We start from the raw sequence: 22,540 nt of genomic DNA, 5'->3' as shown, positions 1-22,540 counted from the left end.
ATGACCGCGACAACCACAAAAACGCTGGAAGCTACACTCGCCCCGCCGACAGCCCACAAAGAGCGGAAACTGTGTGACCTGCTCGAAACCTACCGTGAGGGGCTACACGAAGCGTTCGACGCCGGGTGTGACACGATGACCGCCACCAGCGACGTGGTGACGCCCTACGACCTCCCGTATCAGGCGAAAGCAGCTCTCTGCAACTACGTCCCACAACTGCACGACACCTACAACGCACAGGAGTTAGACGACGACCACCCGGTTCGGCTTACCAACCAAGCCGCCGAGTTCGACCACTCGGCGGCGCGTGACTACGAGTTCACATGGTGGGCACCGCAACCCGGTCGCGGGACGAATTTCTGGATACCGCTTCGTATCAACCCCGAACAAGACGGTCTGTGGCACGACCTCGTACACGGTGAGGCGTCGGCAGGCCAACTCCGCCTGCAACGCCACCGCACGTCGTGGACGCTCCACGTCACTGTCGAGTTCCCGGTCGAACAACCGGACTATGAGCCGACCGACGAGGATGTGACGCCAGTCGGCTTTGATATTGGCGAAGCGCACCTGCTCGCGGGCTGTGCCTGCAAGCAGGGCACTCCGACTGACCCACTGCTCATCAACGGCGGCCGCGCTCGTCACCTCCGCAAAGAGATGTTCACAACGCTGAAGCGACTGCAAGAGCGTGACGCCGCCCAGTGGCGGATTGACGAGCGATTCGACCACTACCAGAACGCACTCACAGACATCATCGAAAAGGCGTCTCGGCAAGCAATCGAGTACGCCTGCCGATTCGAGAAGCCTGTGGTCGTTCTGGAAGACCTCTCGTACATCCGCGAAGACCTCGACTACGGCGAATGGATGAACCGACGCCTCCACGCATGGGCGTTCGCTCGCTTGCAGGAGCGTATCGAGGACAAAGCACGAGAGGCTGGCATCCCGGTCGAATACATTCGCCCGGAGTACACGAGCCAGACGTGCCACGAGTGCGGCCACATCGGGTATCGGGACGGCGATGAGTTCCGGTGTCAGAACGACGAGTGTTGGGTATCGGAGTACCACGCAGACATCAACGCGGCGGTCAACATCGCTGACCGCCACGACCCGTGGGGTGAGAGCCTGCCGCTGAAACCGGCGGGCGATGACATCTCACGGGATGGGAGCGCCTGTGACAGCGCCGCGACCCCCACCGAGCAGAGCCAACCACGGCAGATGACGCTCGGAGAGGTCGGGTCGGAACCCACTGCCGGTAGTTAACCGGTATTCCCATGCAAGGAAGCCGCGCCGTTCACGGCGCGGAGGATGTCACCTGCGGTAACGGTTGGAGGCGGTTACAGTTGGTACACCTCTCAACCACAACTCTCAGGAAATCTGGTGTGGGGGTGGTACAGACATTTCTTGACCGTGGCTGCTATCTTCTCAGCCAAGAGATCTTGTAGACCGCTATCGTTGATGCCATCCTCATTGTCACTCCGGAAACGAGGTGTGTCTCATGTCTGCCACACATTCATATATCACGATTTCACTCGAACTCGTGCATCTACACTGACCGATCCAGCTGTGTAAACCACTCTTCTCCACTCAGCCGCCTAGCAGCTTCCTTGAGGGCGGGGCTTCCTGTTTCGGGGACGTGCTTTCGTCCATAATACCGGAAAAGCACCAACATATACGTGCTAATGTTTCTCTTGGACTCAGGAAAAGAGGTGTGTCCCCCCGCCCCGCAAACCGGTTCCAGATCACGGAAGAAAACACTCAGGAAAAGAGGTGTGTCCCCCCACCCCGCAAACCGGTTCCAGATCACGGAAGAAAACACTCAGGAAAAGAGGTGTGTCCCCCCACCCCGCAAACCGATTCCAGATCACGGAAGAAAACACTCAGGAAAAGAGGTGAGTGCCTCCATCGACTCTTACCAAATACACTCCCGATATCCACGCTCTTGTTATAGCGTGTCATGGGATGGTCTACAGGCGGGGTGGGTCGAGTACCTCGGGGGCAAGCCCCGAGGTACTTCACGTGATATCTACGCATTCAGCGCTAGTGGTACTATGACCGCCAAACCCATCTCACGGCGGGCGTTTCCCTTCAAGAAGACGGTGTGTGGGTGTCCTGGGATACGCACTCCGAATAGGGAGTTCCGTGTTGGGAGGCTGGCCAAGCTCATTCGCGACCGCCTCCAGCTTGGTGCGAGAACCTTACCAAGCGATTGGTGCGAAGCGTTGCAATGACTTGGTAAGGTTCGGTGGTCCCCTCAACCATCCGAGAAAAGCTACCCCCACCCCCCACTTGCCCAAATGTTCGAGAGGGGGATGAGGGTTGGGAGAAGCCCAGAATCACGATGGGAGGAAAAGAATTCTTGCGGAGAGAACCTCAAACAACAAGAATCGAGAAGATAGGAAGAAAATGCTGTTCTAGGCCAGGTGTCGCCTACGTTCCTCGTCGACACCTGTGTTAGTTGCGGTGCGGGTATGGTTAGCGTGTATTCGTGTTAAGCCTTTCGTCTAGAAACGGCTAACGCGAGTATGGTGCCCTTACCTCTTCTTTCTGCTGTTCTTGGCGTTTTCGGCGTTCTTAGGTCATCTCCCTGCTGGCCCCCTCCCCACCAACTTCCTTGGAACATTTGGGCAAGTGGGGGGTGGGGGTTGAACAACCATCTCTGGAACCGTATCACTCTCGTTATGTTTCACTCTTGCCCACCACCAGTTACCGAATACATTTCTCATGGGGTTGCGTCTTTCCGGACTGAATACCGGTTGTGATACCACCCCCATATGAGACTCTCCTATTGTGAGGTTTGAACCGTCCCAAATCACCAGTCTCAATATCGGCATCTCTCTCTACATTCCGTAAGTGGGTGGGGATTTATGTGAGTCCATCCAAAAGAACCCCTAAATGGAATCAAACCTCGGCTCTGGTGATATCTCGGCTGCTGTTAGAGATGAAAGTACGGGGATCTTCAAAGACCGAGATCTCCTAGATACTAACCGCATCATCTCCGACGACCGCATCGTTGGACGCGACAACCAACTCTCTAACCTCATCACGCTGTTCAAACCTCTCATTCAAGGTAGCACCCCACCAAACGTTCTCGCGTACGGCCCATCTGGAACCGGCAAATCGTTGATCGTTAATCGAGTCCTCAACGAGTACCAATCCGCACTCGACGAACAGGATGAAGACCTCGCGACGATCCAAATCAACTGCGAGTGGCTCCAAACTAACTTCCAGGCGTGCGAAAAACTCGCAAAGCATGTGTCCCAGCTGGACAACGTCGACGAAAAAATATCTGTGAAAGGGCTATCGACTCACAAGGCTCTCACTAAAACTATTGAAGCAGTAGACGCCAATTATGACGCTCTTGTTGTTATCATCGACGAGGTCGATCTTCTCGTCAACCCACTCAAATCTGGAGCTAGCGAATCTGCGTTCTCTGCACTTCTCTACCAACTCAGCCGAATGAACGACCTTGTCGGATTCAACGATATGTCGGTCGTCGCACTCACCAACCAGCCGGACTTCATGCGCGATCTCGATGGTCGAGCTGAGAGTTCATTTAACCCACGCGACGTCCATTTCGATGACTACAACGCGAGCCAACTCCGCGAAATCCTCCATAAGCGCGAAGACGCCTTTTTAGACGGTGTTCTTGAGGAAGATGTTATTCCGCTGGCTTCAGCGATCGCAGCACAGGATCACGGTGATGCTCGAAAAGTAGTGGACCTCTTACGGACAGCAGGCGATGTAGCAGTGAATGAGGGCGCTTCGACTGTGGCCGAAGAGCATGTTCGCCAGTCTCAGGATGAAGTGGAAAAGGACCGAGTCCTAAGTCTTGCGAAGGGGTACAGTTTCTCTAAGAAGGGTGTTCTGTTGGCGATTTCAGCCACGCAAGCGTGGTCGAAGCACGATATCGAACTCATCCCGTCCCCGGTGGTGAAGAAAGTCTACCAGAACATCTGCGACCAGGTTGGGACGGAGACGAAGTCACTTGATTCGATTCGCCGGTACACGAGCGAGTTTGAGACGAATGGACTACTGGAATCACATCGAAAAAGCCAAGGCCCAGATTCGGGTGTCTACAAGTCCTTCGTGTTGAATCGGCAATCTGGATATCTTGTTGATGCTCTTATCTCTGAGGAAGAGCGGTTTGAAGATGTGGTTGACGAAAAGGATGTAGTGATGGGGCGGATCAACACGTCTCTCGATGAGTTCTTCTCGAAGTCTTAGTCACCCGCCGAGGGCTAGAACGGGGTCTATGTTGAATCTCACCCGTTTACGGGGTGGGTAGCTCAAGGCGCTTTTGGATACGGGACTAATAGATTGGGCTGCGTTCTACATTTGGGCAAGCGGGGGGTGTTCGGTTCGGGTTGTTCTACATTTGGGCAAGCGGGGGGTGTTCGGTTTGGGTTGTTCTTCTACATTTGGGCAAGCGGGGGGTGTTCGGTTTGGGTTGTTCTTCTACATTTGGGCAAGCGGGGGGTTGGAGTACACACCTCGCAAAGGGGATGTGTATCTTCATGCATTGCCTACAGAGGCCTGATTCCGATTGGATCACCCCCACACATGCGTGTTAGCTCTGATTCGACCTACGAAGACAACCTCAAACTCCGGGATTTGGCGTTGAAGCTGTCGAATACTTATAATCGGACGAATTGGTATCAGAAACCATCATCACGTTATTGAGGAGCACTCCCTCGCCCCCAAGGTCAACTCCCATACGCCTGAATGAATCTGTATCAGGGGCGACCGCAGGAAGTTTAATCGGTTGTGTGCTGCTATTGTACTTTCTCAGAGTCTCTTTGTTGATCCAGTGTGGCGGCGTCCATTCTCCATCCTTGTAGAATGTGTATGTTTGGTTGTCCTTTGGAGCCCAAACAGCCGTGGGTAGCTGGTCCCGGTAGCGTTCTAAGTTGTCTCCAGTTTGGTGCGTGATGATGGCTTGCTCTGGATTCAATAGCTCGATGGTATTCTCTACCGTCTCCATCGTCGGATGATTGACGGTGACGTACCGGTTAATTGTACATTGACTATCTGCAATATCGCCCCGATCGCCACTGACCAACTGGATTAACCCGGCATTCGGGTCGTGGCGGATTTCATCGAAGAGAAGTTTCGCCCCTCCGCTGTTCGGGATATCCGGCCCGCTAACCGTGATATATGATTCGCCGACGACGTTGCCAGCGTCGTATTCTTGTATAGAGTTCACATTGGGGACAGCGTATCCAAGTGCGTCGTAGAGCTTCGCTGCTTGTCCGACGATGTTGACCTGAGAAGGGCTTGAAGTCCGGTCGAGTAGGTGCCCGAGGAGATATGTGAAGTGGACACAGTTCAACCCGGATGCAGTAACGAGTGTTGGGGAGCCAGAAACTCCGTGCTCAAGCGCCTTGTCTAGGGCGCTTGTGATTGAGTCCTGGAAGCTGTCAGCGGTTGCGCCCGTGAGAATCAGTGTGTCCGTTTCGTGGAGGGGGAGCCCTGAATACCCGGCGACAGTCCGCCGCGTGAAGTCGCCAGTGATGAGAATAGTTTCAGTATCGCCATCACTGCCGAACTGGATGTAGAATCCAGTTGCGCCGGGTGTATGTCCAGCTGGGACTGGTGTGATGGTGAGAGCATCACCGATCGTTATACTGTCGGTGATTGGTGTGACAGAGGACTGAATTTGGTGGGTGTTGAACGAGTTGGTGCGGTTAGAGTTCGCTTCTGAAAGAACGGTGTTGAGGATTTTCTCGTTCTCTTTTGATGTGTATATTCTCGTATTGTCGCGAAGATTCTCGTCGAGGGATATGTAGTGGTCTAGGTGGAGGTGTGTGAGTAGAATCCCCGCGAGGAACTCGTTTTCATCCTCGTTGATGAGTGAGTCGACGTCGGTGCCTTCGCCGGCGTCAACGAGGAGGCAGAGTGTTTGGTTGTCGATGATGCCGTCGAATTTCAGGAGGACGGAGGTGTTACTTCGATTTGCGTATTTGAAACTGATGTTCATGGGTCTGAAAGTGTACTTGTTACCGATGGTGGTTGGTGAGCTTTTTCTGGGAGAAATTGCCCTACCCAGTGTCATCCCCTTCATCCTATTCTCGGGGGGCAGAAACTTATCTTGACTCTCCCTTACCAACTCATTGCAACGGGCTTGTTGGAACGCTTGGTAAGGTGCTGAGTTGTACTGTTGGCCGCTCATTCACCCACCATTTTTTTCGCGATCGCGCTTTTGGCGAGTGTATTTACTCTCCCACTTGTTTCGCGCGCCGTACGGTCTGTGGATGTGTTACAGCATGATGCGGGCGCCAATCCCACCGATAACACCGACAGTGAGCATCAGCGCTGCGATAAGGGGCGAGTAGCCAGCAGTCATAGCGGCGGCGACAAGCCAACCACCAAGTAATGCTCCTGTAAGGACACTCCCTTGGAGGCGAGCTGCTTCGTTATCTTGGTCGATGACTTCGCTGAGCCGCACCATGTGGCTGTTAATGGAATCTAACGCGTTACTACTGGACATGTTAATCACCTTGGGCGGGGGCTGCAGGTTGGTGGTGCTGTTGTTCCCAAGCGGATCGCTGATCGAGGAACCGCCGACCTTTCTCAGTGACCTCGTATTCGTTCGTCCGCTCGTCGTGCTTGCCTTTCTTCAGCAAGTCGCGTTCAGCCAGGATATCGAGGTTCGGATACAGACGACCGTGATTCACCTCCACATCGTAGTATTCCTCCATCTTCCCCTTGATTTCAAGTCCGTATGGTTCGTCTAATCCAGCGACGACATACAGCATGTCACGCTGGAAGGCGGTGAGGTCTTGCATCGCATGAAACGCTATTCGTGCGAATGTAATAATACTTCGGTGCGCTGAACAATACAACTTTGAGACGCGCTTACACCGTCCCAGATTAGTCATCTGCTTCAACAGTTGACGTCGCCGAGTCGGTGAACGAATCTAGCGTCGGGCTACTTCCAAGAAGCAGTTCTTTACACAGGGATTCTGCCACATTGACGGGGACAGCGTTCCCAATCTGCTTTACCGTCTCCGTTTTATTCCCCGTGAATTCGTAGCCCTCGAATCCCATTGCTGCGGCCAACTCTTCTGGCTTCAGCATTCTGAAGTTAATATCGATCCCCAGGGGGAATAATTCAGGAACCACTAACGCAAACCGTTCTTTCGTTGTAACAGTCGGAAGCGGTCCAGTTACAGGTTGAACAGTCCCATTTCCGTAGTATTCGACTAAGTACGGTTGAGTGAGACCACGCTTAATTGCTGATGCAGGAATTGTTGGATGTGGCTCATCGATATCGTGGGTCCGGGGTCGCTGCCCTGATCGCTCTCCGTAGAACGGAACCAGGTACGGCGTTACGCTGTATCCTTGGTCGATACGCCCTGCGACAATCGTGTGAAGCGGCTTCTTCAGGTACGTCTTGTTTGAGAATAATCCTCGTTGCTTCCCGTTCTTCGGCAGGATAAACGGGGTTGCGGTGAACCGGCTAATTGCACCCTTAGTCGCGACTGTTGGAAGGGGAGCGGCAGTTGCGGATTTTGCTTGAGCGCCAGATTGCTGTCCAAGAACCCACGTTCTCGAGGAGAGTGAGGGCAGCCCCCCGCCTGTGTACTCGATTGGTTGTTGTTCGTCACTCGCTTGCTCGAATGAGCTGCCGTCTTGGTCTAACCTGGGCGCACAGAGTGCAAACTCTCCTACATCGGGCGTGTGTATCTCGCCTGGCTCTGCAGTTGGATGGGTTGTCGACGTTGCATTGTACTTGACTAGGAATGGTTCGGAGACTGCGTCTGCTACCAGTGCCGCTTCTGGCGCTGGGATAACGTTCTCCCGCATTTCATAGACGTCATCCTGTCCAATGTCCGCGATCGCGTCTGCGAATGGTTTGAGCGCATCTGTTCCGTGCTGCCGGATGCCCTCAGCTACCCGTTGCATTGTTCGGTTCACGAGTGGGGTTCGTCGACCGTCACCGATGTCGCGGGTCCAGACCGATTCGCCCAGATCGTTCCAATCGATGATGTCGGCTGCAGTTCGCCATTCTTCAGTTCCTGGTACGTTCCCGTTTTCGCTGTGGCTCTGTTTTGGCCACGAGATCCCGCTGTCTTTTCGCCCAGCAACGAAGAGTCGTCGACGGCTCGTTGCATCACCATGATTAGCAGCATTCAACACCCGCCAGTCGACGTTGAATCCTTCAATGGAGAGTGCGTTGATCCAGTTATCGAAGTATTCCCCCTTCTTACTTTCAATTACTTCATTGTCGGAATCTAGCGGGCCCCATTGTTCAAATTCCGGCACATTCTCGAACAACAGGTTTCGCACATCTAATCGCTCAACCCAATCAAGAATCTCCCTGGGGGTTGCACGGGAGTCAGGGTCCTTCGGGCCGCCCCCACGCGCACTGGAGAAATACGTACAGTCAGGACACCCTATGAGCAGATGAATCGCATCACCCTTCTCAAGATCGGTGCGCTCGTCCTTTATGATGTCTCGGGGGCGGAGCTCTTGAATCTTGGAGTGGAAGTGAGTTGCCCAAGGGTAGTTCTTGTTATGCGTCTCAAGGGCGCAACTCCAGTGATTGACGGCGATTACTTCCGCGATTTCGTCGACGGGCTTGCCGACTTCTTCAGCGATTTGACTGAGAACCCGGATCGCCCCCGAACTCATCCCACCAGCACCGGCGAACAGATCCACAACGACAATCTTCTCACCGGCGTTAATCGTCTCGAAGAGATCGGCTGCTGGACCAGTTTTGTCTATCCCGCTCTGCGCTTCCGCATTCGTGCTTGTACCCTTAGTTGCCATAGTTTTCAACCTCTGCATCGCCCCCGGTTGCTCGACCATCTGAATCGTCATCTGGTGGTGTGATCATGTCTCCACCCCAGCTGTACGTTGCGCCGCATACCGAACACTGATATTCCCCCTTCTCGTGCTCGTAGACTCGTTCTAAGTCACCGGCTTCGACGTCAGCACAGCAGTCTTCGCGCTCGACGCGCCATGAGTTTGGAGTCTCGTCCTGTCCCATTTGTGGGACGACAGGAACGGTCGTACACTCACAACCGATGGAGAACGAGCCGGTAGCAAACCATCGTGCTTGAACGACCGCGTTGCAGTTGGTGCAGAGATACCGCCGGTCGACTCCTCGGTTAGAATTGGTGTTTGACGTTTCCATATATGTGTGTGATGAATGATGATGGCGGGCGCTCATATCGAATTTATGAACGCCTCGAAAACGCGTCGCAGGCCTACTCCCCAGTAGTACTGGGGCTGTCTACCTCTTCTTCGAAAGCGTCATCGATGGAAATCGGCCCATCGCGGTACAGGCTCCTGAGCTCGGGCTCAGTTAGCGAATCGAAGTACTCCTCAGCTGCGTCTTCGAGTTCTTGCTCGCTCAGTTCCTCCGGCGGTTTCTCGAACTCCTCGGTAATCGAATCGGCGAGGACTGCGACGAAGTTTACCGTGTGATTCACACTACAGTCCCCCATTCGGGCGATTGATCCTCGTCCGGTTCGACCACGGAGGACGGCGAAACACCCTCCCATTCTGTGTCCTCCAACGCCTTCTCCATCGCTTCGGTGAGGTTGCCGTAGTCCTGGTTGTGGACGATGTAGTTCGCATCTGCAATCGCATTGTCGTCGAACTCCCAGCCAGAATCAGCCTGCGAATTGACGAAGGCTTCTCGGTCGGGGTCCCACTCTAGCCTACAGGACACCCACCGTGGGGTTTCTGCGTCGACGTCAGGGTACACCGGCTCGACGGCTGTGACTGGTGGGACGCTACCGTCTCCATTCGTCCCTTCGGGGATAGCTGGCCAGTCCCGGATTCCCTCGTTGGCCTGCATCGCGAAGACTGTCGCAACCGCCTCGGTTAGACTGTTTTCGAGCCCTTCGAGTGGTGGTTCTCCGTTCTTGAGGTCGAGAACTGCGTCACTTCCAATCGTGAGGATCTCTTTCGTCGGGTTGTTGATTGCGAAGACTTCGGTGGGTAGTTCATGGCAGAGCCGGTTGTATGCCGTTCGCGCGATTCGAATTGTTTCGTCTGTGTACACGAACTCGATTCGCACGTACGCGTACCCTTCAGCGACGAGCCCCCAGTCTTCACCATTTTGGGGGTTATCGATGGGGAGGTTCTGTCGGTCAACTGCTTCATCTATACTTGGAACGTAAATGATAGTTCTTTCTCTGGCCATATTATAGGTGTTCAGGGCTCTACTGCCCCTTTCAACTCCTCCACTCCACTTCGGGTGGTACAAATTTCTATTCTCTCTGCGGATGGAACGCAATTGTGGTACACTAGTTGATTTTTCTGTCACCAGACTTTCCATTCGCCGCCATTTGGGACGCAGTAAGCCCGTTCCAAATCCGGCTATCGCGAAGAATCCGGCGTTGTGGTAACTCGCCTCAATTCTAGTTTCCAAAACATGACCGGTGTCACTTCGACTCCTGGCAGTCACCAAGCAGCTGCTCGATAGCCACGCGGTGATTTGGTTGCGTGACCCGCAGAATTGAACGAACTGTGCCTTCAGAAAGATAGTCGATCGCGAACGGAATCTCACGGAAGAGCGACTGCAGCATCATCCAACGCAGATCCAACTGAGCTTCCCCCACTGCCGGAAGCATATCCCACTGCACGCCACGGTCCTCGTCTTCACACCGAATCAGCGCCTGCGTTGTTTCCCCAACCCGCCACGCAGTCGTCGATTCAGAACCCCGACTGTACCGATAGAGCGGCGTCATCGGAAGAGTGGTCAACAATGCTTCGCCAATCTGAAGTGGCACTTGCTTTGAAAGAACCGGTCGGCCACGTTGCTCCTCTGGCGGGAGGTCAGTGTTCGCCTCGATCACCTCTTCGATAGAAGCGCAACCCCCATCGAAACTATTGACGTTCTTATTCAGTTCTCGCGAAACTGGTGCAACTTCGCTCTGGCCGGTGGATGCTGGGGCTTGACTCATAGTAACTCCTCTAACTAATTCTACTTCACCCCACCCCCGAGGCGAAAAAACACACCAAAAGAACTGCAACCGCAGAAAGGCCAGCCCTAGTTACGGAGTTACAGGCCCTTCGCTCGAGATGACTTCCCAGTTGTCCGGGGAAATCGTCCGCCCATCGAACGACCCGGCTTCTGGATAGGCGGTCGTCACAAGGATCTCCGTGGTGTCCTCTAGGTAATCGATCATATGACGGATGTGTTCAGCAGCAAGCTGTCCAATGCCGTCGAGGAGAATACATGGGACCCGCTCACTGACGTTGAACGTTCGGTAGCCGGCGAGAGCAGTGACAATCCCGACGAGCTCACGTTCACCCTCACTGAGGTTGCTGAGGTCCGTATTACGGCCTTTCCCGTCCACCTCCCGCGCAACAACAATTTCGAATTTATCGATGGTTTTATTGGTATCCATCGTTTTATCAAGGCGAGCCCCATCGAAGCCGGGCGCGAACGTATTCATGATTTCGTCCATCGCCTCATCGAACTGATCAACAAGCTCACTGTACTTCTTGTTACGGCGCTGTCTCAGCTCCTTGAGTTCGTTTTTCTTTTCGTCAAGTTTCGCTTGAATCTCGTCACGCCCACTGGCTTCCTCATCCAACCGCTCGAGCTTATCCTTCGCCCGACTGAGTTTGTTCTCAGTCGTCCCGATCTTCTGCTGGACGGTCTTCAGTTCAGAACTGAACTCCTCTTCTTCCTCCTCAGCCTCTTCGTATTTGGCGTCCAGTTCTTCAACCTCGTCTTCCAGGGCCTCGATGTCGCTTTTGACCCCTTCGACTTCCTGCTCGTCTTCCTGAATATCGACCTTGAGTTGCTTGATATCCGTCTCAAGCTCCTCTTTCTTCTGGCGGTTCGACCGAATCTCCCGCTTGCGCTGTTGGATTTTGCTAATCTCCTGGTCCAACTCCGCCTTCTGCTCTTCGAGCGACTGTTGCTTCTGCTTGATGGCCTCCAGCTGCTCTTGGACGTCTTCCTCTGAGGTATCTTGCCCACAGACGAAGCAGTCGAAGGTGTCACCGGAGATGTTTCGCTCAACGTCGGTGATGAGCGCCAGTTCGTTCTCATCGAGTACTGCTTTGTTGCTCCGGTAGAGGTCGCCGAGCAAGTTGATTTTCAGTTCCAGTTCCTTGACGCGTTCTTGCTTTTCATTAACGTTTGTGTCAAGGTCCAGTTCCTCGGGAACCTCCAACTCCTCTAGTTCCTCCTGCTTCTGCTCGAGTTGGTTTTCGCGGCGCCCGATCTGTTTTTCGAGCCGTTCAAGTTGACTCTTTTTCCGGTCTAAGTCGGACTGCTTGCTGGTTAGTTCGTTACGGAGGTCTCGTTGCTCTGTATCTTCATCAACCTTCTCTTCGAGTTCGTCTCGCTGCTCTTTGAGTTCCTCTAGCTCCTTCTCCAGTTGAGTGACGTCTTCTTGAGCAGCCGGTAGTTTGTCCATCGCCCGGTCTGCCTGCTTCAGATCGTCGTTGATGTCTGCGATTTCACTTTGCAGATTCTTGATTCGAAGGTCGATGTTTTCAGTCTCCAGCGGTTTCGTGAGGAGCTCCGTAAGTTTCTCTTGGTCTTTCTCGCGTACGGCTGCCCGTACGGGATTATTTTCACCGAGACAGGCGAACAGCCGCGCAGCGACTTGATCCTGTTCGTCTGTGAGGTACGTGTCGCCACTCCGGGTGATGGTGTCTTCTTCAACCCCTACGGTTCGTTCAAGTGTTGTCTTGTAGGTGCCGTCTTCTGTTTCTAGGGTGACGTGGCCTTCGTCTGCACGTTCCATGAGCGGGTGTTGTTCTCCAAATTGTCCGGTTGTTCCCATAGCTGTCTGGATTGCTGCGAGAAGACTTGATTTACCTTGGAAGTTCGAGGCCTGAACGATATTTGAACCTGGACTGAGTGAGGTTTCACCAAAACGAATCCCTCCGATGTTCTCTATTTCGAGGTTCCACATACATCGTTATTGGGCGAGACGAGTAATAAAGGGACCGGTGTAATCCATTCTCCAACGGGAACAAGGGTGTAGAGTTGGCAAAACCGGTTGTTTTATGTGGCGGAGTTGTGGCTGCAGATTAGGGGGGGTTTGCGGTTGTTTGAGAATCTGATTCTGCCTCGGGCACTTCGCTGTCTTGTTCAGTACTGTCTGTTTGGATCTCGTCATCGACGTCAGAGTGTTCGGAACAAATGTAGCCCCGGTTTTTAGCTCGCGCGAACCGTGTCTGTGTAGAACACTCGTCAGCGGGACAGCTGAGGATGATTGGTGTTTGGATTTCGGCTTCTGTCCCGTTCGGTAACTCTCCCTTTCGCTCAAGGGAACGAAGTACATCCGAGACGTTCTTCTGCATCGTATCTCGGGCGTATTCGATTTTATCTTCCTCCCAATTGCTGTCGCTGCTCGTCTTGTTTTTCTCCGCGTCGAGGCATTGAGTGAGGTGGCGGTACATCGTGGACCGTTTGGCGAAGTCGTCAAGCAACTCTTCGCCATCGATTCCGTCGTCGGCGAGGTCGTCGATGATTGCTCCGCGTTTCACTTCGTCATCCGACCGGAGTGCTTTGTAGTCGGATTCGAGCTGTGTTTCGATAGCTTTCCGGTCGTGCTCTGCGTAGACTTTTTTGAGGATCTTCTGGTTGAACCAGTCTGTAAGCGGTCGGGTGGCTGTTTCGGGGAAGTCACTCTCGCCAACCCACCGTGCGCGTAGGTTTTCGTTAAGGTCGCTACCGATCACACTCTCTTGCAGGGAATATTTGTCGATAGTTTGTCCAATTTTACAGCAGTGATCCGTCATGAGCCTTATTTCGTAGTTTGGGGCTCTGTCTATTCAATTCTTCTGGTTATGATCGTATTAGTTATACTAGGGGATGTATTAGTCAAACGGCTGTTGGTAGTGAGCCCCGATTATATCGGAATAACAGGAGGAATGTAGATGGGTCTGTAAGGGTGTATAGAAGTTAGATAATAAGCCACTCAGCTACTAATCTGTGTGAGATACAGCGTGTTCCTGGGCCGCGGGCGAAGAATCTCCTGGCGGGATGATATGCGCTTCATCTAGTCCTTCTTCAAGGAGTTCAAGAGACCCTTCGCAGTTACAGACTTGCTTTTGAAGCATTATGACACGTTCACAGAGGGTCATGGTGTCGTCGTTTTTGAGATTCGTCCAGTGAACCCGTTCAGAACAACTCTGACACCGGAATTCCTGAAGGACCTCCCGGTTTTCAATCGCGATCTTAACTTGGAAGATGTGGTGCGCCTTCCGAATGCTGATTTCCGAAGGCCGAGACTTGAAGTAGAACGTCTTGTAACTCTGATGTTGCGAAGATGGCTCTATAATGCACAGGTTTCACAGCTAAGAAGACTGGAAGAAGTACCCGAGCAAGTCTTGGAACGCGCTTCCGGGAGAACTGTCTGATATCGTTCACAAATCCGGTGAGAAGTCGGCGGGCGGGACAGCGCTGCCGCTCACGACCGAGCAAGCCCAGCGGAAACGAGGGAGTTAGTCGGGCGGGTCGAGGCCGTAGCTCTTCTTGGCGAACGTCAGGAACGAGTTCGCCGTAATCGCCGGCTCGTTCCCAACCTCCCCGTCCATCTCCAACTGCACGAGGATGTCCACAAGCCGCCAGCAGTTGTACAGTACGCAGGCGAACGCGAAGTTGAAGTACCGGAACCGGTGGTCGGGCGACTGCGTCTCCGCGAGGAACGTCTTCAGCTTCTTGAATCCGTTCTCGATGCCCCAGCGCCGCTTGTACCGGGCCATCAGCCGTCCGACCTGGTGCTTCATCTCCTGCTCATCCTCGGGATCAACGTCCACCCACGGGAGGTTCGTCTCGAAGGGCACCGCCGGCGCTTCAACCCGTGCCGGCTCCTTGAGCTCCTCCTCTTCGGCGACCTCGTTGAGGAGGTTGCTCAGCGGTGAGTCGACGTCGCGGTCCTCCGAGAGCGGTGTCGTGTCGCCGACGTCCTCAAAGTCCTCGATAAGCTCCTGATGAATCGTCACGTCCGTCCCGTCATCGTCTTCGTCCTCACGCCCCCACTCGCGCTTCGGGAGGTAGACCGCTTTCCGTGTCGGGCCATCGTCCAGGCGCTCCTGTTCGACCACGTCGAAGTCCTTGTCCTCGCTAGCGAGTTTGGCGATCTGGTGTTCGTGGTCGCTGCTGGACCGCACGACGCCAGGGTTCAGGTAGTGGACGTCGTGTTTCTCGCAGGCGTCCTTCACGTCGTCAAGCGCGAACTCGCGGTCCATCATCACCAAATCGAGTCCAGGGACAATACCGGTAGCACCGTCAAGGAGATCGTCCACGATGTCCGCCCGCTTTCGGCCACGAACGACCGGGACGGCATCGAGGATCAGCGGGACGTCGTGGCCGACAAGTTTGATGACCGCCCACTGGAAGAACGGGCCGTCGTTGCCCTTGTACCCGAGAATCCACGGCTCCTGATTCTGTCCGCTGCTATCGCGCTCGACTTGGCCGCTCCACGGGTTGCCCTTCGTGAAGTCTATAGCCGCCATTTGCTTGCGCCCCATTTTGTCCTTCGACTTTGCCCGCGCAACGAGCGTCCGGCCAGTCTCCCGGAGCATCGTCCGAATGCGCTCAACGCCGAGCGTCTTCGTCTGCAACCGGTGCGAGTCGCCTGACGGCGTCTTCCGCCGGGTCGATTCCTCGGCGAAGTTTCCGGCACCGTCGTGCGGGTGCATATCCGACCGCATCCCAAGGTAGGCCTGCTGCTCCCAGAACGCGCCTTCCGGGATCGAGGCGTTGCCAGCGCGGTCGAGGTGGAAGCAGTCCTCGACGATAGGCTTCGCGCCCTTCCAGACCTCGCGGGCTTTTTCACGGGCGAGCGTGTCCTTGCTCTTCGAGTTCGTCACCGTATCGGTCGGCCGATCGGGCAGAAACTCGGGTTCGGGCGCGGGGATGTCGTGGTAGCGGGCGATATCCACGACGACCTCGGCGGCGTCCCGCACGGCATCCTGTACTTTAGAGAGCCGATACTCCCACGCTCGATAGAGCGTGGACTGATCGGGAATACCGTCGAAGCCCAGCTGCGTGCAGAGGAACGGCTTCTGCTTGAGGTAGCGCCAGAGTGCTTTCTCGTTCTTCCAGCCTTTCACGCACCGTAGGACGTGAGCTCGGAAGACGGCTCCCCAGGGCTTCGGGTGGCCCTGATCGTGGTCGTATTCGTCGTAGAAGCGGAGGTACGAGACGGGCACTTCAGTAACGAGGTCCTCTAACGTGACCGAGCGGTTATGGCGGACTTGTTGTTCGCGGGGGTAGGTTTTGAGCGCGCCGTCCACCATCTCGCGGAACGTCATATCGAAGGAGGTAGCGCGGACGAGAGTACCGTCGTTAGAGCCGTAGAGGCCGTCTACGGGGTAATCTTTTGGTGTGGATTCGTAGCTGGCACTCTCGATATTCTTCGTTGGACCGAGCCACTTCCACCGGGAACCTCCGGGCGGACGCGCCGTCTGTGACACTACTGTCAATTCTGGCGTTTTGTCATAAAAGCATTCGCCTACTGGGGTACGCTATTCGTTGGTCCGTTACGCCACTTACCAGTAGTGAGGGTATTATACAGCCGTTCACATACCGCGTCTATCGATGCTGTTACACCGATAAGATCAGGTCAAAGACCTCCATGAGTAGGAGACCCCCAAACAAAGTGTTTGAGGAGGACGTATGTGGTCGCAAAGATATCCCGAATAAAAGGCCCTCGGCAAGTCCTTCCATAATCGTCCTGCCCGAGAGAACTACTTCCAGTAGGAGTCGCCCAACGGTGAAGAATACGATGAGCAGTAGATACCAAACCAGTTGGTGTGATTCAAGCCACGTATCCGCCCGCGAAACCTGCTCCAGGACAGTTGCCAACTCCATCTTCTAAATACAACCCATCCTATAAAATTTAATTTGTGTCTCTTCAATCATCCAGCCCGGTAAGTTCGTTCACCCACTGAGTGGCTGTTTCACTCCGAATTCGCTGGTATGAACCTGCTTCGATGTGATGCGTAACTTCGCTAAGTGCAGGTGGAGCACGTTTCGTTCAGTACAGAGCAAGCCGCTAATTCCTCACGCGATTAAATAGCATGGACAGAAAATGGCTTTATGTCATCCCATATGTGGTAACTACTAGTAGATTCTAAGCAAACTGGTACCGAGAATATTCGAGGTAAACGAGCTAAAATGCGGATATAGGAATTTGATGTAGTGACAAAAATGTAATTTCTATCCACTCAGTTTCCAAGTACAAATACCGCGAGGTCGAGGTGCGAGTTAATTGGATTGACAACAGCTTTATTCCTTGCAGAATACTTTTACTGTCTTCTGAACTACTGACTGAATATGAGTAGCCCCCGGTCAATCAAGCTCATACTCTTGACTCTCGTGTACTTTTGGGCGCTCACTCTCGGTGCTGGTCTTCTCGTAGTAAGTCCTGTTCGTGTCTTTCTTATCGTCCCAACTTTGGCTGCTCTGGGTTTGCTCGGTCATGCTGTGATAAAGGACCATTTAGATGAGCTTGGGTACGCGATAATGTGGCTATGGGCTACTATACTTGCTCTCATTGTCGGTGAACTCATTGTTGAAACCTTTATCTTGAAACGTGATATACCGCCGTTAGTTGAGCTCCCAATACCCCGCACTCTCGGAACTGTCGGACTTGTTGTTGTCCTCGTCACGACGTATACACTCTGTGTACAGCGTTCAACACAAGCGGAAGAGCGGGATGCAGTTACTACCTAAAATTCGGGCATTAGATTCACAATTCCTCTCTCGATTCACTGAAGTAATCCTTCGGGGCCAGCGCTGACAAAGTACGCTCACAGTGACCGCTGATATTATGTCACAGGCATTCCTAACTCGCACCTATCAAGTTTGTATGGCTACATCACAATCGCGTGTGCCCGCCAACGCACCAATCTATCCGACGGGCTTGCGAGGATTGGCGCACACCCCATCTTCGCATGGGCGATGCACACTGCTGCCCCTCCTCCAGATCATATACGGCCGATTTACGATGTCATTATGTCAAATAGATAGTGGCTCGCTCTGAAGCTTCGAGATACTTGGCGAACTCTTTGAGAGCCCATTGCAGAGCGGGCGAAGAGTCGTTCATTAGGACGCCCCGTACGCCACCATCCTCATAGACAGTAATATCAACTCGCGAGCGACCGTCGTGTTCCGTAATCCAAAGTGCATAGGGAAGATCTTGTTCGGTCACGTAGAGTTCCACATGTTCATTAGTGTCGATTTTGTCAAAGCGGTCGTGATAATATTCAAGTAGGGATTCTAATGCGTTATTGTGGAAGAGAAGTTCGGCTTCAATTTCATGTTTACAAATATGGTTTGTAAGGACTTCAATATATACAGATAGGACAACAGGAATGAGGCAAACTAATCGATCGCTCGTTTTGAGCGCCTTGATACTATTTTTGAGGGCAGACTCTGGAGCGTGCGGATCGGCTGTCTGAACGGATACTCCACTGAAGAAGTCGGGATCGATGCAGATCTCTCTGGATATAGAGTTAAGAATACCACTGGCGCGAGCGATTCCGTCCATAATCTTCACGTATCGGTTGTGTTCAGCGAAAGATACACGACCGAGTTGGGTTAGGTGGTAAGTTTCACCTTGACGCTCGATGCAGCTTGTGTCCTCGAGGGAGCTAATCGCGCGATCAATTGTTGAGCGGGATGAGTCGATAGTTTCGACGAGGTCTGGTTTCGTTTGAGGTTCTGTTTTGAGAGCGGCGAGCACGTTGTGTCGTTTGTGGAGTATCGACCGGAGTTCGGTGCCATCCTCCGTTTCAACCATATCAAACACCAACTGTCATATCGTAATAAAGATGGGTGGGCGTTTTCTCGTTATGAGCAAGTGAAGATTTCCACCTTCTTCCTGACTCTTTACAAAGTATCACCTGGAGACAGGAAAATTGATAAGAATGGATTTCTTCATTATAGGTATGGATATGAAGATAGAATATATATTAGGTTCGGCAATAAAACAGTTGCAGTCGCTGGGCGGAGTCTCCGATAGTACTCTGAACCAGAATAAAACCGCATACCGATCGCCAAATAAACTATGACTTCAACTGCAGCCCTCCTCACCATACTTAACACAACACTTCTCCTGAGTGTCGGGCTTGCAATTGGTGGTTGGGCTGCCCTAGATGCCCGTTCTCGTGGAAGCCAACATCCTATACTTTGGGCAGTTTTTGGTCCTCTCTCAGTGGTATTGCTCTTCTATTACGTGGGTTTCTGGCGTCGACATCATGACCGTGAATCTCCCCCTTCCCAGTGGGAGTGGCGTGCAGCCATCGTTGGTGTTGTTGGGCTGGGGACTCTTATCGGGACTGCTCTCGTATTCCCTTCGGACCCTGTCACACAGATGCTTTATTGGCCGGTTATCTTTGCTTGCTGTCTTCCACTAGTGTATTGGTTTCTCCAACGGAGATAACTAATTAATTGGCAAGACCCACTCATTGATGGCCACTTACAACCTGATCCTTGCCTTAAGATAGGGTTTTGTGGGGAGTATCAAGCAACTCATACTATTTCGTCCCTAGTCGACGAGAATATTCATTTTCAGGGACTGGGCATTTTCACGGTGCGTGGTGATATTAACAGGAGTTAAAATAATATACAACCCCATTATATTATCATCTGCAATGCGAGAACCAAACAAGACAAGACGGAACTACCTCAAAGGTATTGCTACCAGTAGTGCCATTGCCGCCTTTGGTACAACCGCAGTAACGGCTGATTCTTCCCCGAATGGACCGGCAAAGGCTGTTCAGAAGCTTGTAGATGAACATGGAGAGTTCCGAGTCGGCCGCGGCATAATTGTGTCCTCCAGTGGAAAGAAAATCGCCGACACCGCTGGTAATCGATTATCTGATACCGAAATACCCGACATCGGATCGGTAAAGCTAGTTCAGCCACTTAATTTCGAAGATGGTCATACAACTCGTGCCGAAACAGAACTCGAGCTGAGTAAGGCGCAGACAGAAGATGTTGAAGCTGCAGATTCATCCCCCTCTGGCTCAGCAGTACTGGTAAGCCGTGTTAGTAACTCAGAATATCGGGAGGAATTTGAATTCAGTACCCTAAGGGAAAAGGCTGAATCGGCACGCGAAGAAGCGCTATCTATGGAAATTAGCAGAGATGCTGGATCTTCCACTGATTCTATCGAACCAGCCGCAATCAGTATTCCAGGAACGATATCCGATGCGGATGACGGTACGGAGCAACTTGATAACGGGATTCCAATCATAAACAGTGTTGGCGCTAACTACAAAGAGGGAGACAACCGGTGCGGCGTTGCGCAGCGAAGCGCGTATCTTACGGTGAATTCGAGTGCCACTGCTGAGGTGTTCAAAGAGGCGTTTGTCTTGTCGGATGTCTCTGACGTCACCGTTACCTTCAGTGGAGACATTCTAGGTGTTATCTCCAGTGTCGGAATGGGTGGGTATGTTATTGCAGAAGGATTTGTACGAGATACATCAGAAGAAAGCGAAGATTCCACGCTGTTGATGGACGCAAATGTTGGCGTCGCACAACTTCCATACGTGGCAGGTGGTAACGTAGACGCATCATTCGGGCCGGACGAAGGAACCGTTGGTGATCAACCGTACCTAGATTACGAATTAACCACCGATATCCAGACCGGCTACGTTGACATCGGTGTCCGAATGAAGGTTGCATTTAACGGCCTCAAAGCCGGGGTTACTCAGACGAACTTTATGCCAGCTAAAGAAGCCTATCAACCACCAAACCTCGGTACAGAGTTCTTCTCCATCTCGCTTGACACCTGACGTCTTCACTCTCTCTCTCGCAACCCGATTATTATGTAGATAACATCTATTGTGTCTTCAGAGCGGAACGTTAACTGGCAGGGTAATAATATATGGCCTTGTTTAGACGCTTGATTTCACCCGGTAGAGGCGTCGAGCGCTAGTTCGACGTTTCTGACGGCACATTTGAGAACGAGTTCGCGGAATTGGACGAACCAGGTTCTCGCCCGGACGATCTCGCCGTATTTGCGCCGGAGTGCGAAAAACGTCGATTCGACGTTCGAGCGTTGATGATACGTCGTATCATCGAGCAATACATTGTTGGCGACGCCAGTCCAGCCGAATTCGCGGTGTTTGATCACTGGTGTAACGCCTTCAGCGCGGAGTTTTTGACGAAAGAGCCACCAGTCGTATCCTTTATCTGCGGTCAATATAGTCACTTTGTCGAGATTTCGTTTGAGTAGTTGCCAGCCGATCTGTGTATCGTGCGGTTGTTTCATCGAGCAATGTATATCTAGAATCGCACCGGTTTCACAGTCGATCAACGCGGTCGTTTTCACCGCCTTGAACGTGTAATTCGTCCGTTTCGCGTAATGTTGGCTGGCAGCGACGCGATCCATGCCGGTTGCGTCGATCGCCTGAATTTCGCCGGTGTCGTGCAGCTCCGCCGACAGCCGGAGTAAATTGCGCCAGAGCGGCATTTTGAGATCCTGCATACGCGTACAGACAGTGGTGAAGTCGGGCAGTTCGAATGGTTCTAGACCGAGAATTCGTCCGATTCGCGGCATTTCGTACAGCACGTCGAGAAGTCGTCGATACGGCAGGTCGAGATACGTTTTGAGACCGTGAATCGACACGATCACCCAGTCGGCGTAGCCGCCGTCACCGCGCTGTAAGGCGGGTTTCGCGTTGCCAACGACGGCTTTTTGGGCGAGCGTTACAACTTGTTTCGTGAAGCGGGCTAGCTTCGTCAACACAACCAAGCCTACCCGCTTCACTTCCTAGTAAGTTAGACATTTAGCGGTAGCTACTAGGAAACAGATACTAGCCCGTGAGTCGCTGAGGTACCTGGTTTCGGGCGTCTAAACAAGGCCTAATATATAGGTCTTCAAGGCACTGTCTAGTTAAGCCAGTTTGAGGAGGTCGTGTTTAGTTATGGCTGAAAAGTGAGGCGAGAGTAATTTCTGCTGTCCATGGCTGAAATCACTCGCCTCAGTGACTGTAGCGACTGGATTGAGTTAGAGTTTGTGGAGCGAGAGCGGACACCGAGCGAGCTGATACGGCTTGGTATTCGACTTCATTTGGCTTGACTCTCACTTTCGAATACCGTCAAAGAACTTGAGAAGTTCGGTGTCCAGCGCTCTCGGAAAGCCGTTCATGATTGGGTGCAGAAAGCTGATCTACAGCCGGTCCGCGATACCAGTCCGGATCAGATTGCGGTTGACGAAACGGCGATCCGCATCGACGGCCAGCAGTACTGGCTGTACGCTACCGTCAATCCCAACTCGAATGAATTCTGCATATTCGGCTGTTTCCGACGACAACAACGGCGTTAACTGAACGGTTCCTGCAGGAGTTACGCGAGAAACACGACGTTGAAGACGCCATGTTTCTGGTTGATCACGCCCAGCATCTCAAAACAGCACTACAGCGAGTCGGGCTTCGATTCCAGACCGTTCGGCATAGGAATCGGAATGCTGTCGAATGTGTTTTTAGAGAAATAAAACGCCGAACTTCCTCGTTCAGTAATAGTTTCAGCCACGTCGAGCCAACAACAGCGGAATCGTGGTTGCAAGCCTTTGCCGTCTGGTGGAACTCGCTAAACTAA

General features: G+C 52.9%; 15 protein-coding genes and 1 pseudogene. 5 read left to right on the top strand and 11 right to left on the bottom strand.

Annotation, left to right across the window (positions count from 1 at the left end; genetic code table 11):
* Together LPA44_RS13765 and LPA44_RS13760 are read left to right on the top strand one after the other, a co-directional pair.
* A complete protein-coding gene (locus tag LPA44_RS13765; RefSeq protein WP_010901980.1) occupies positions 1-1,257 on the top strand; it encodes an RNA-guided endonuclease TnpB family protein in 1,257 nt (418 codons plus the stop codon).
* A 1,632-nt stretch (positions 1,258-2,889) separates the two neighbouring features.
* Positions 2,890-4,221, top strand: a complete 1,332-nt coding sequence (locus tag LPA44_RS13760) for an AAA family ATPase (RefSeq protein ID WP_230890109.1) — start codon at positions 2,890-2,892, stop codon at positions 4,219-4,221.
* A gap of 373 nt (positions 4,222-4,594) precedes the next feature.
* On the opposite strand, the gene LPA44_RS13755 is transcribed toward LPA44_RS13760, so the two are convergent.
* The 9 genes from LPA44_RS13755 to LPA44_RS13715 all read right to left on the bottom strand — a co-directional run bounded on the left by LPA44_RS13755 (position 4,595) and on the right by LPA44_RS13715 (position 16,242).
* On the bottom strand, positions 4,595-5,974 hold the full coding sequence (locus LPA44_RS13755; protein WP_230890108.1) for an MBL fold metallo-hydrolase: 1,380 nt from the start codon (positions 5,972-5,974) through the stop codon (positions 4,595-4,597).
* A gap of 511 nt (positions 5,975-6,485) precedes the next feature.
* Positions 6,486-6,782: a helix-turn-helix transcriptional regulator gene (locus tag LPA44_RS13750; RefSeq protein ID WP_230890107.1), complete on the bottom strand. Its 297-nt coding sequence runs from the start codon at positions 6,780-6,782 to the stop codon at positions 6,486-6,488.
* An 85-nt stretch (positions 6,783-6,867) separates the two neighbouring features.
* On the bottom strand, positions 6,868-8,808 hold the full coding sequence (locus LPA44_RS13745) for a DNA cytosine methyltransferase (RefSeq protein ID WP_230890106.1): 1,941 nt from the start codon (positions 8,806-8,808) through the stop codon (positions 6,868-6,870).
* Positions 8,809-9,209: 401 nt separating this feature from the next.
* Positions 9,210-9,434 carry a hypothetical protein gene (locus LPA44_RS13740; RefSeq protein WP_230890105.1) on the bottom strand — a complete coding sequence of 75 codons (225 nt, stop codon included), beginning with the start codon at positions 9,432-9,434 and terminating at the stop codon, positions 9,210-9,212.
* Positions 9,431-10,216 carry a hypothetical protein gene (locus LPA44_RS13735; protein WP_230890104.1) on the bottom strand — a complete coding sequence of 262 codons (786 nt, stop codon included), beginning with the start codon at positions 10,214-10,216 and terminating at the stop codon, positions 9,431-9,433. Before LPA44_RS13735 ends, LPA44_RS13740 begins: the two co-directional genes overlap by 4 nt.
* Positions 10,217-10,394: 178 nt before the next feature.
* A complete protein-coding gene (locus LPA44_RS13730; protein ID WP_230890103.1) occupies positions 10,395-10,916 on the bottom strand; it encodes a hypothetical protein in 522 nt (173 codons plus the stop codon).
* Positions 10,917-11,006: 90 nt separating this feature from the next.
* Positions 11,007-12,890, bottom strand: a complete 1,884-nt coding sequence (locus LPA44_RS13725) for an archaea-specific SMC-related protein (protein WP_230890102.1) — start codon at positions 12,888-12,890, stop codon at positions 11,007-11,009.
* A 118-nt stretch (positions 12,891-13,008) separates the two neighbouring features.
* Entirely contained in the window at positions 13,009-13,722 is a 714-nt protein-coding gene (gene rdfA / locus LPA44_RS13720) for a rod-determining factor RdfA (RefSeq protein ID WP_269070235.1), read from the bottom strand.
* 705 nt (positions 13,723-14,427) lie between these two features.
* Positions 14,428-16,242 (bottom strand): transposase, encoded by a 1,815-nt coding sequence (locus LPA44_RS13715; RefSeq protein WP_230890160.1) that lies wholly within the window; start codon positions 16,240-16,242, stop codon positions 14,428-14,430.
* 1,024 nt (positions 16,243-17,266) lie between these two features.
* Here LPA44_RS13715 and LPA44_RS13710 point away from each other — a divergent pair.
* Positions 17,267-17,665: a hypothetical protein gene (locus LPA44_RS13710; protein WP_230890100.1), complete on the top strand. Its 399-nt coding sequence runs from the start codon at positions 17,267-17,269 to the stop codon at positions 17,663-17,665.
* Between the two features lie 280 nt (positions 17,666-17,945).
* On the opposite strand, the gene LPA44_RS13705 is transcribed toward LPA44_RS13710, so the two are convergent.
* Positions 17,946-18,734 (bottom strand): helix-turn-helix transcriptional regulator, encoded by a 789-nt coding sequence (locus LPA44_RS13705; RefSeq protein ID WP_230890099.1) that lies wholly within the window; start codon positions 18,732-18,734, stop codon positions 17,946-17,948.
* Positions 18,735-19,530: 796 nt separating this feature from the next.
* Here LPA44_RS13705 and LPA44_RS13700 point away from each other — a divergent pair.
* Positions 19,531-20,733 (top strand): hypothetical protein, encoded by a 1,203-nt coding sequence (locus LPA44_RS13700; RefSeq protein ID WP_230890098.1) that lies wholly within the window; start codon positions 19,531-19,533, stop codon positions 20,731-20,733.
* Between the two features lie 116 nt (positions 20,734-20,849).
* Here LPA44_RS13700 and LPA44_RS13695 read toward each other — a convergent pair whose 3' ends face one another.
* Complete coding sequence (locus tag LPA44_RS13695; protein ID WP_269070234.1) at positions 20,850-21,686, bottom strand: IS5 family transposase; 837 nt, start codon at positions 21,684-21,686, stop codon at positions 20,850-20,852.
* Positions 21,687-21,905: 219 nt separating this feature from the next.
* Here LPA44_RS13695 and LPA44_RS13690 point away from each other — a divergent pair.
* A pseudogene (locus LPA44_RS13690) lies at positions 21,906-22,540 on the top strand (IS6 family transposase).

Origin of the sequence: Halobacterium sp. KA-4 (assembly GCF_021028995.1) — an archaeon.
Lineage (GTDB): Archaea > Halobacteriota > Halobacteria > Halobacteriales > Halobacteriaceae > Halobacterium.
This window is presented reverse-complemented; position numbering and strand designations above follow the sequence as displayed.

Coding starts and splice junctions, on each gene's coding strand:
- LPA44_RS13715 (WP_230890160.1), bottom strand. CDS start 16,242: ATGACGTTCCGCGAGATGGTGGACGGCGCGCTCAAAACCTACCCCCGC.
- LPA44_RS13760 (WP_230890109.1), top strand. CDS start 2,890: ATGGAATCAAACCTCGGCTCTGGTGATATCTCGGCTGCTGTTAGAGAT.
- LPA44_RS13705 (WP_230890099.1), bottom strand. CDS start 18,734: ATGGTTGAAACGGAGGATGGCACCGAACTCCGGTCGATACTCCACAAA.
- rdfA (WP_269070235.1), bottom strand. CDS start 13,722: ATGACGGATCACTGCTGTAAAATTGGACAAACTATCGACAAATATTCC.
- LPA44_RS13710 (WP_230890100.1), top strand. CDS start 17,267: ATGAGTAGCCCCCGGTCAATCAAGCTCATACTCTTGACTCTCGTGTAC.
- LPA44_RS13730 (WP_230890103.1), bottom strand. CDS start 10,916: ATGAGTCAAGCCCCAGCATCCACCGGCCAGAGCGAAGTTGCACCAGTT.
- LPA44_RS13750 (WP_230890107.1), bottom strand. CDS start 6,782: ATGCAAGACCTCACCGCCTTCCAGCGTGACATGCTGTATGTCGTCGCT.
- LPA44_RS13755 (WP_230890108.1), bottom strand. CDS start 5,974: ATGAACATCAGTTTCAAATACGCAAATCGAAGTAACACCTCCGTCCTC.
- LPA44_RS13725 (WP_230890102.1), bottom strand. CDS start 12,890: ATGTGGAACCTCGAAATAGAGAACATCGGAGGGATTCGTTTTGGTGAA.
- LPA44_RS13765 (WP_010901980.1), top strand. CDS start 1: ATGACCGCGACAACCACAAAAACGCTGGAAGCTACACTCGCCCCGCCG.
- LPA44_RS13745 (WP_230890106.1), bottom strand. CDS start 8,808: ATGGTCGAGCAACCGGGGGCGATGCAGAGGTTGAAAACTATGGCAACT.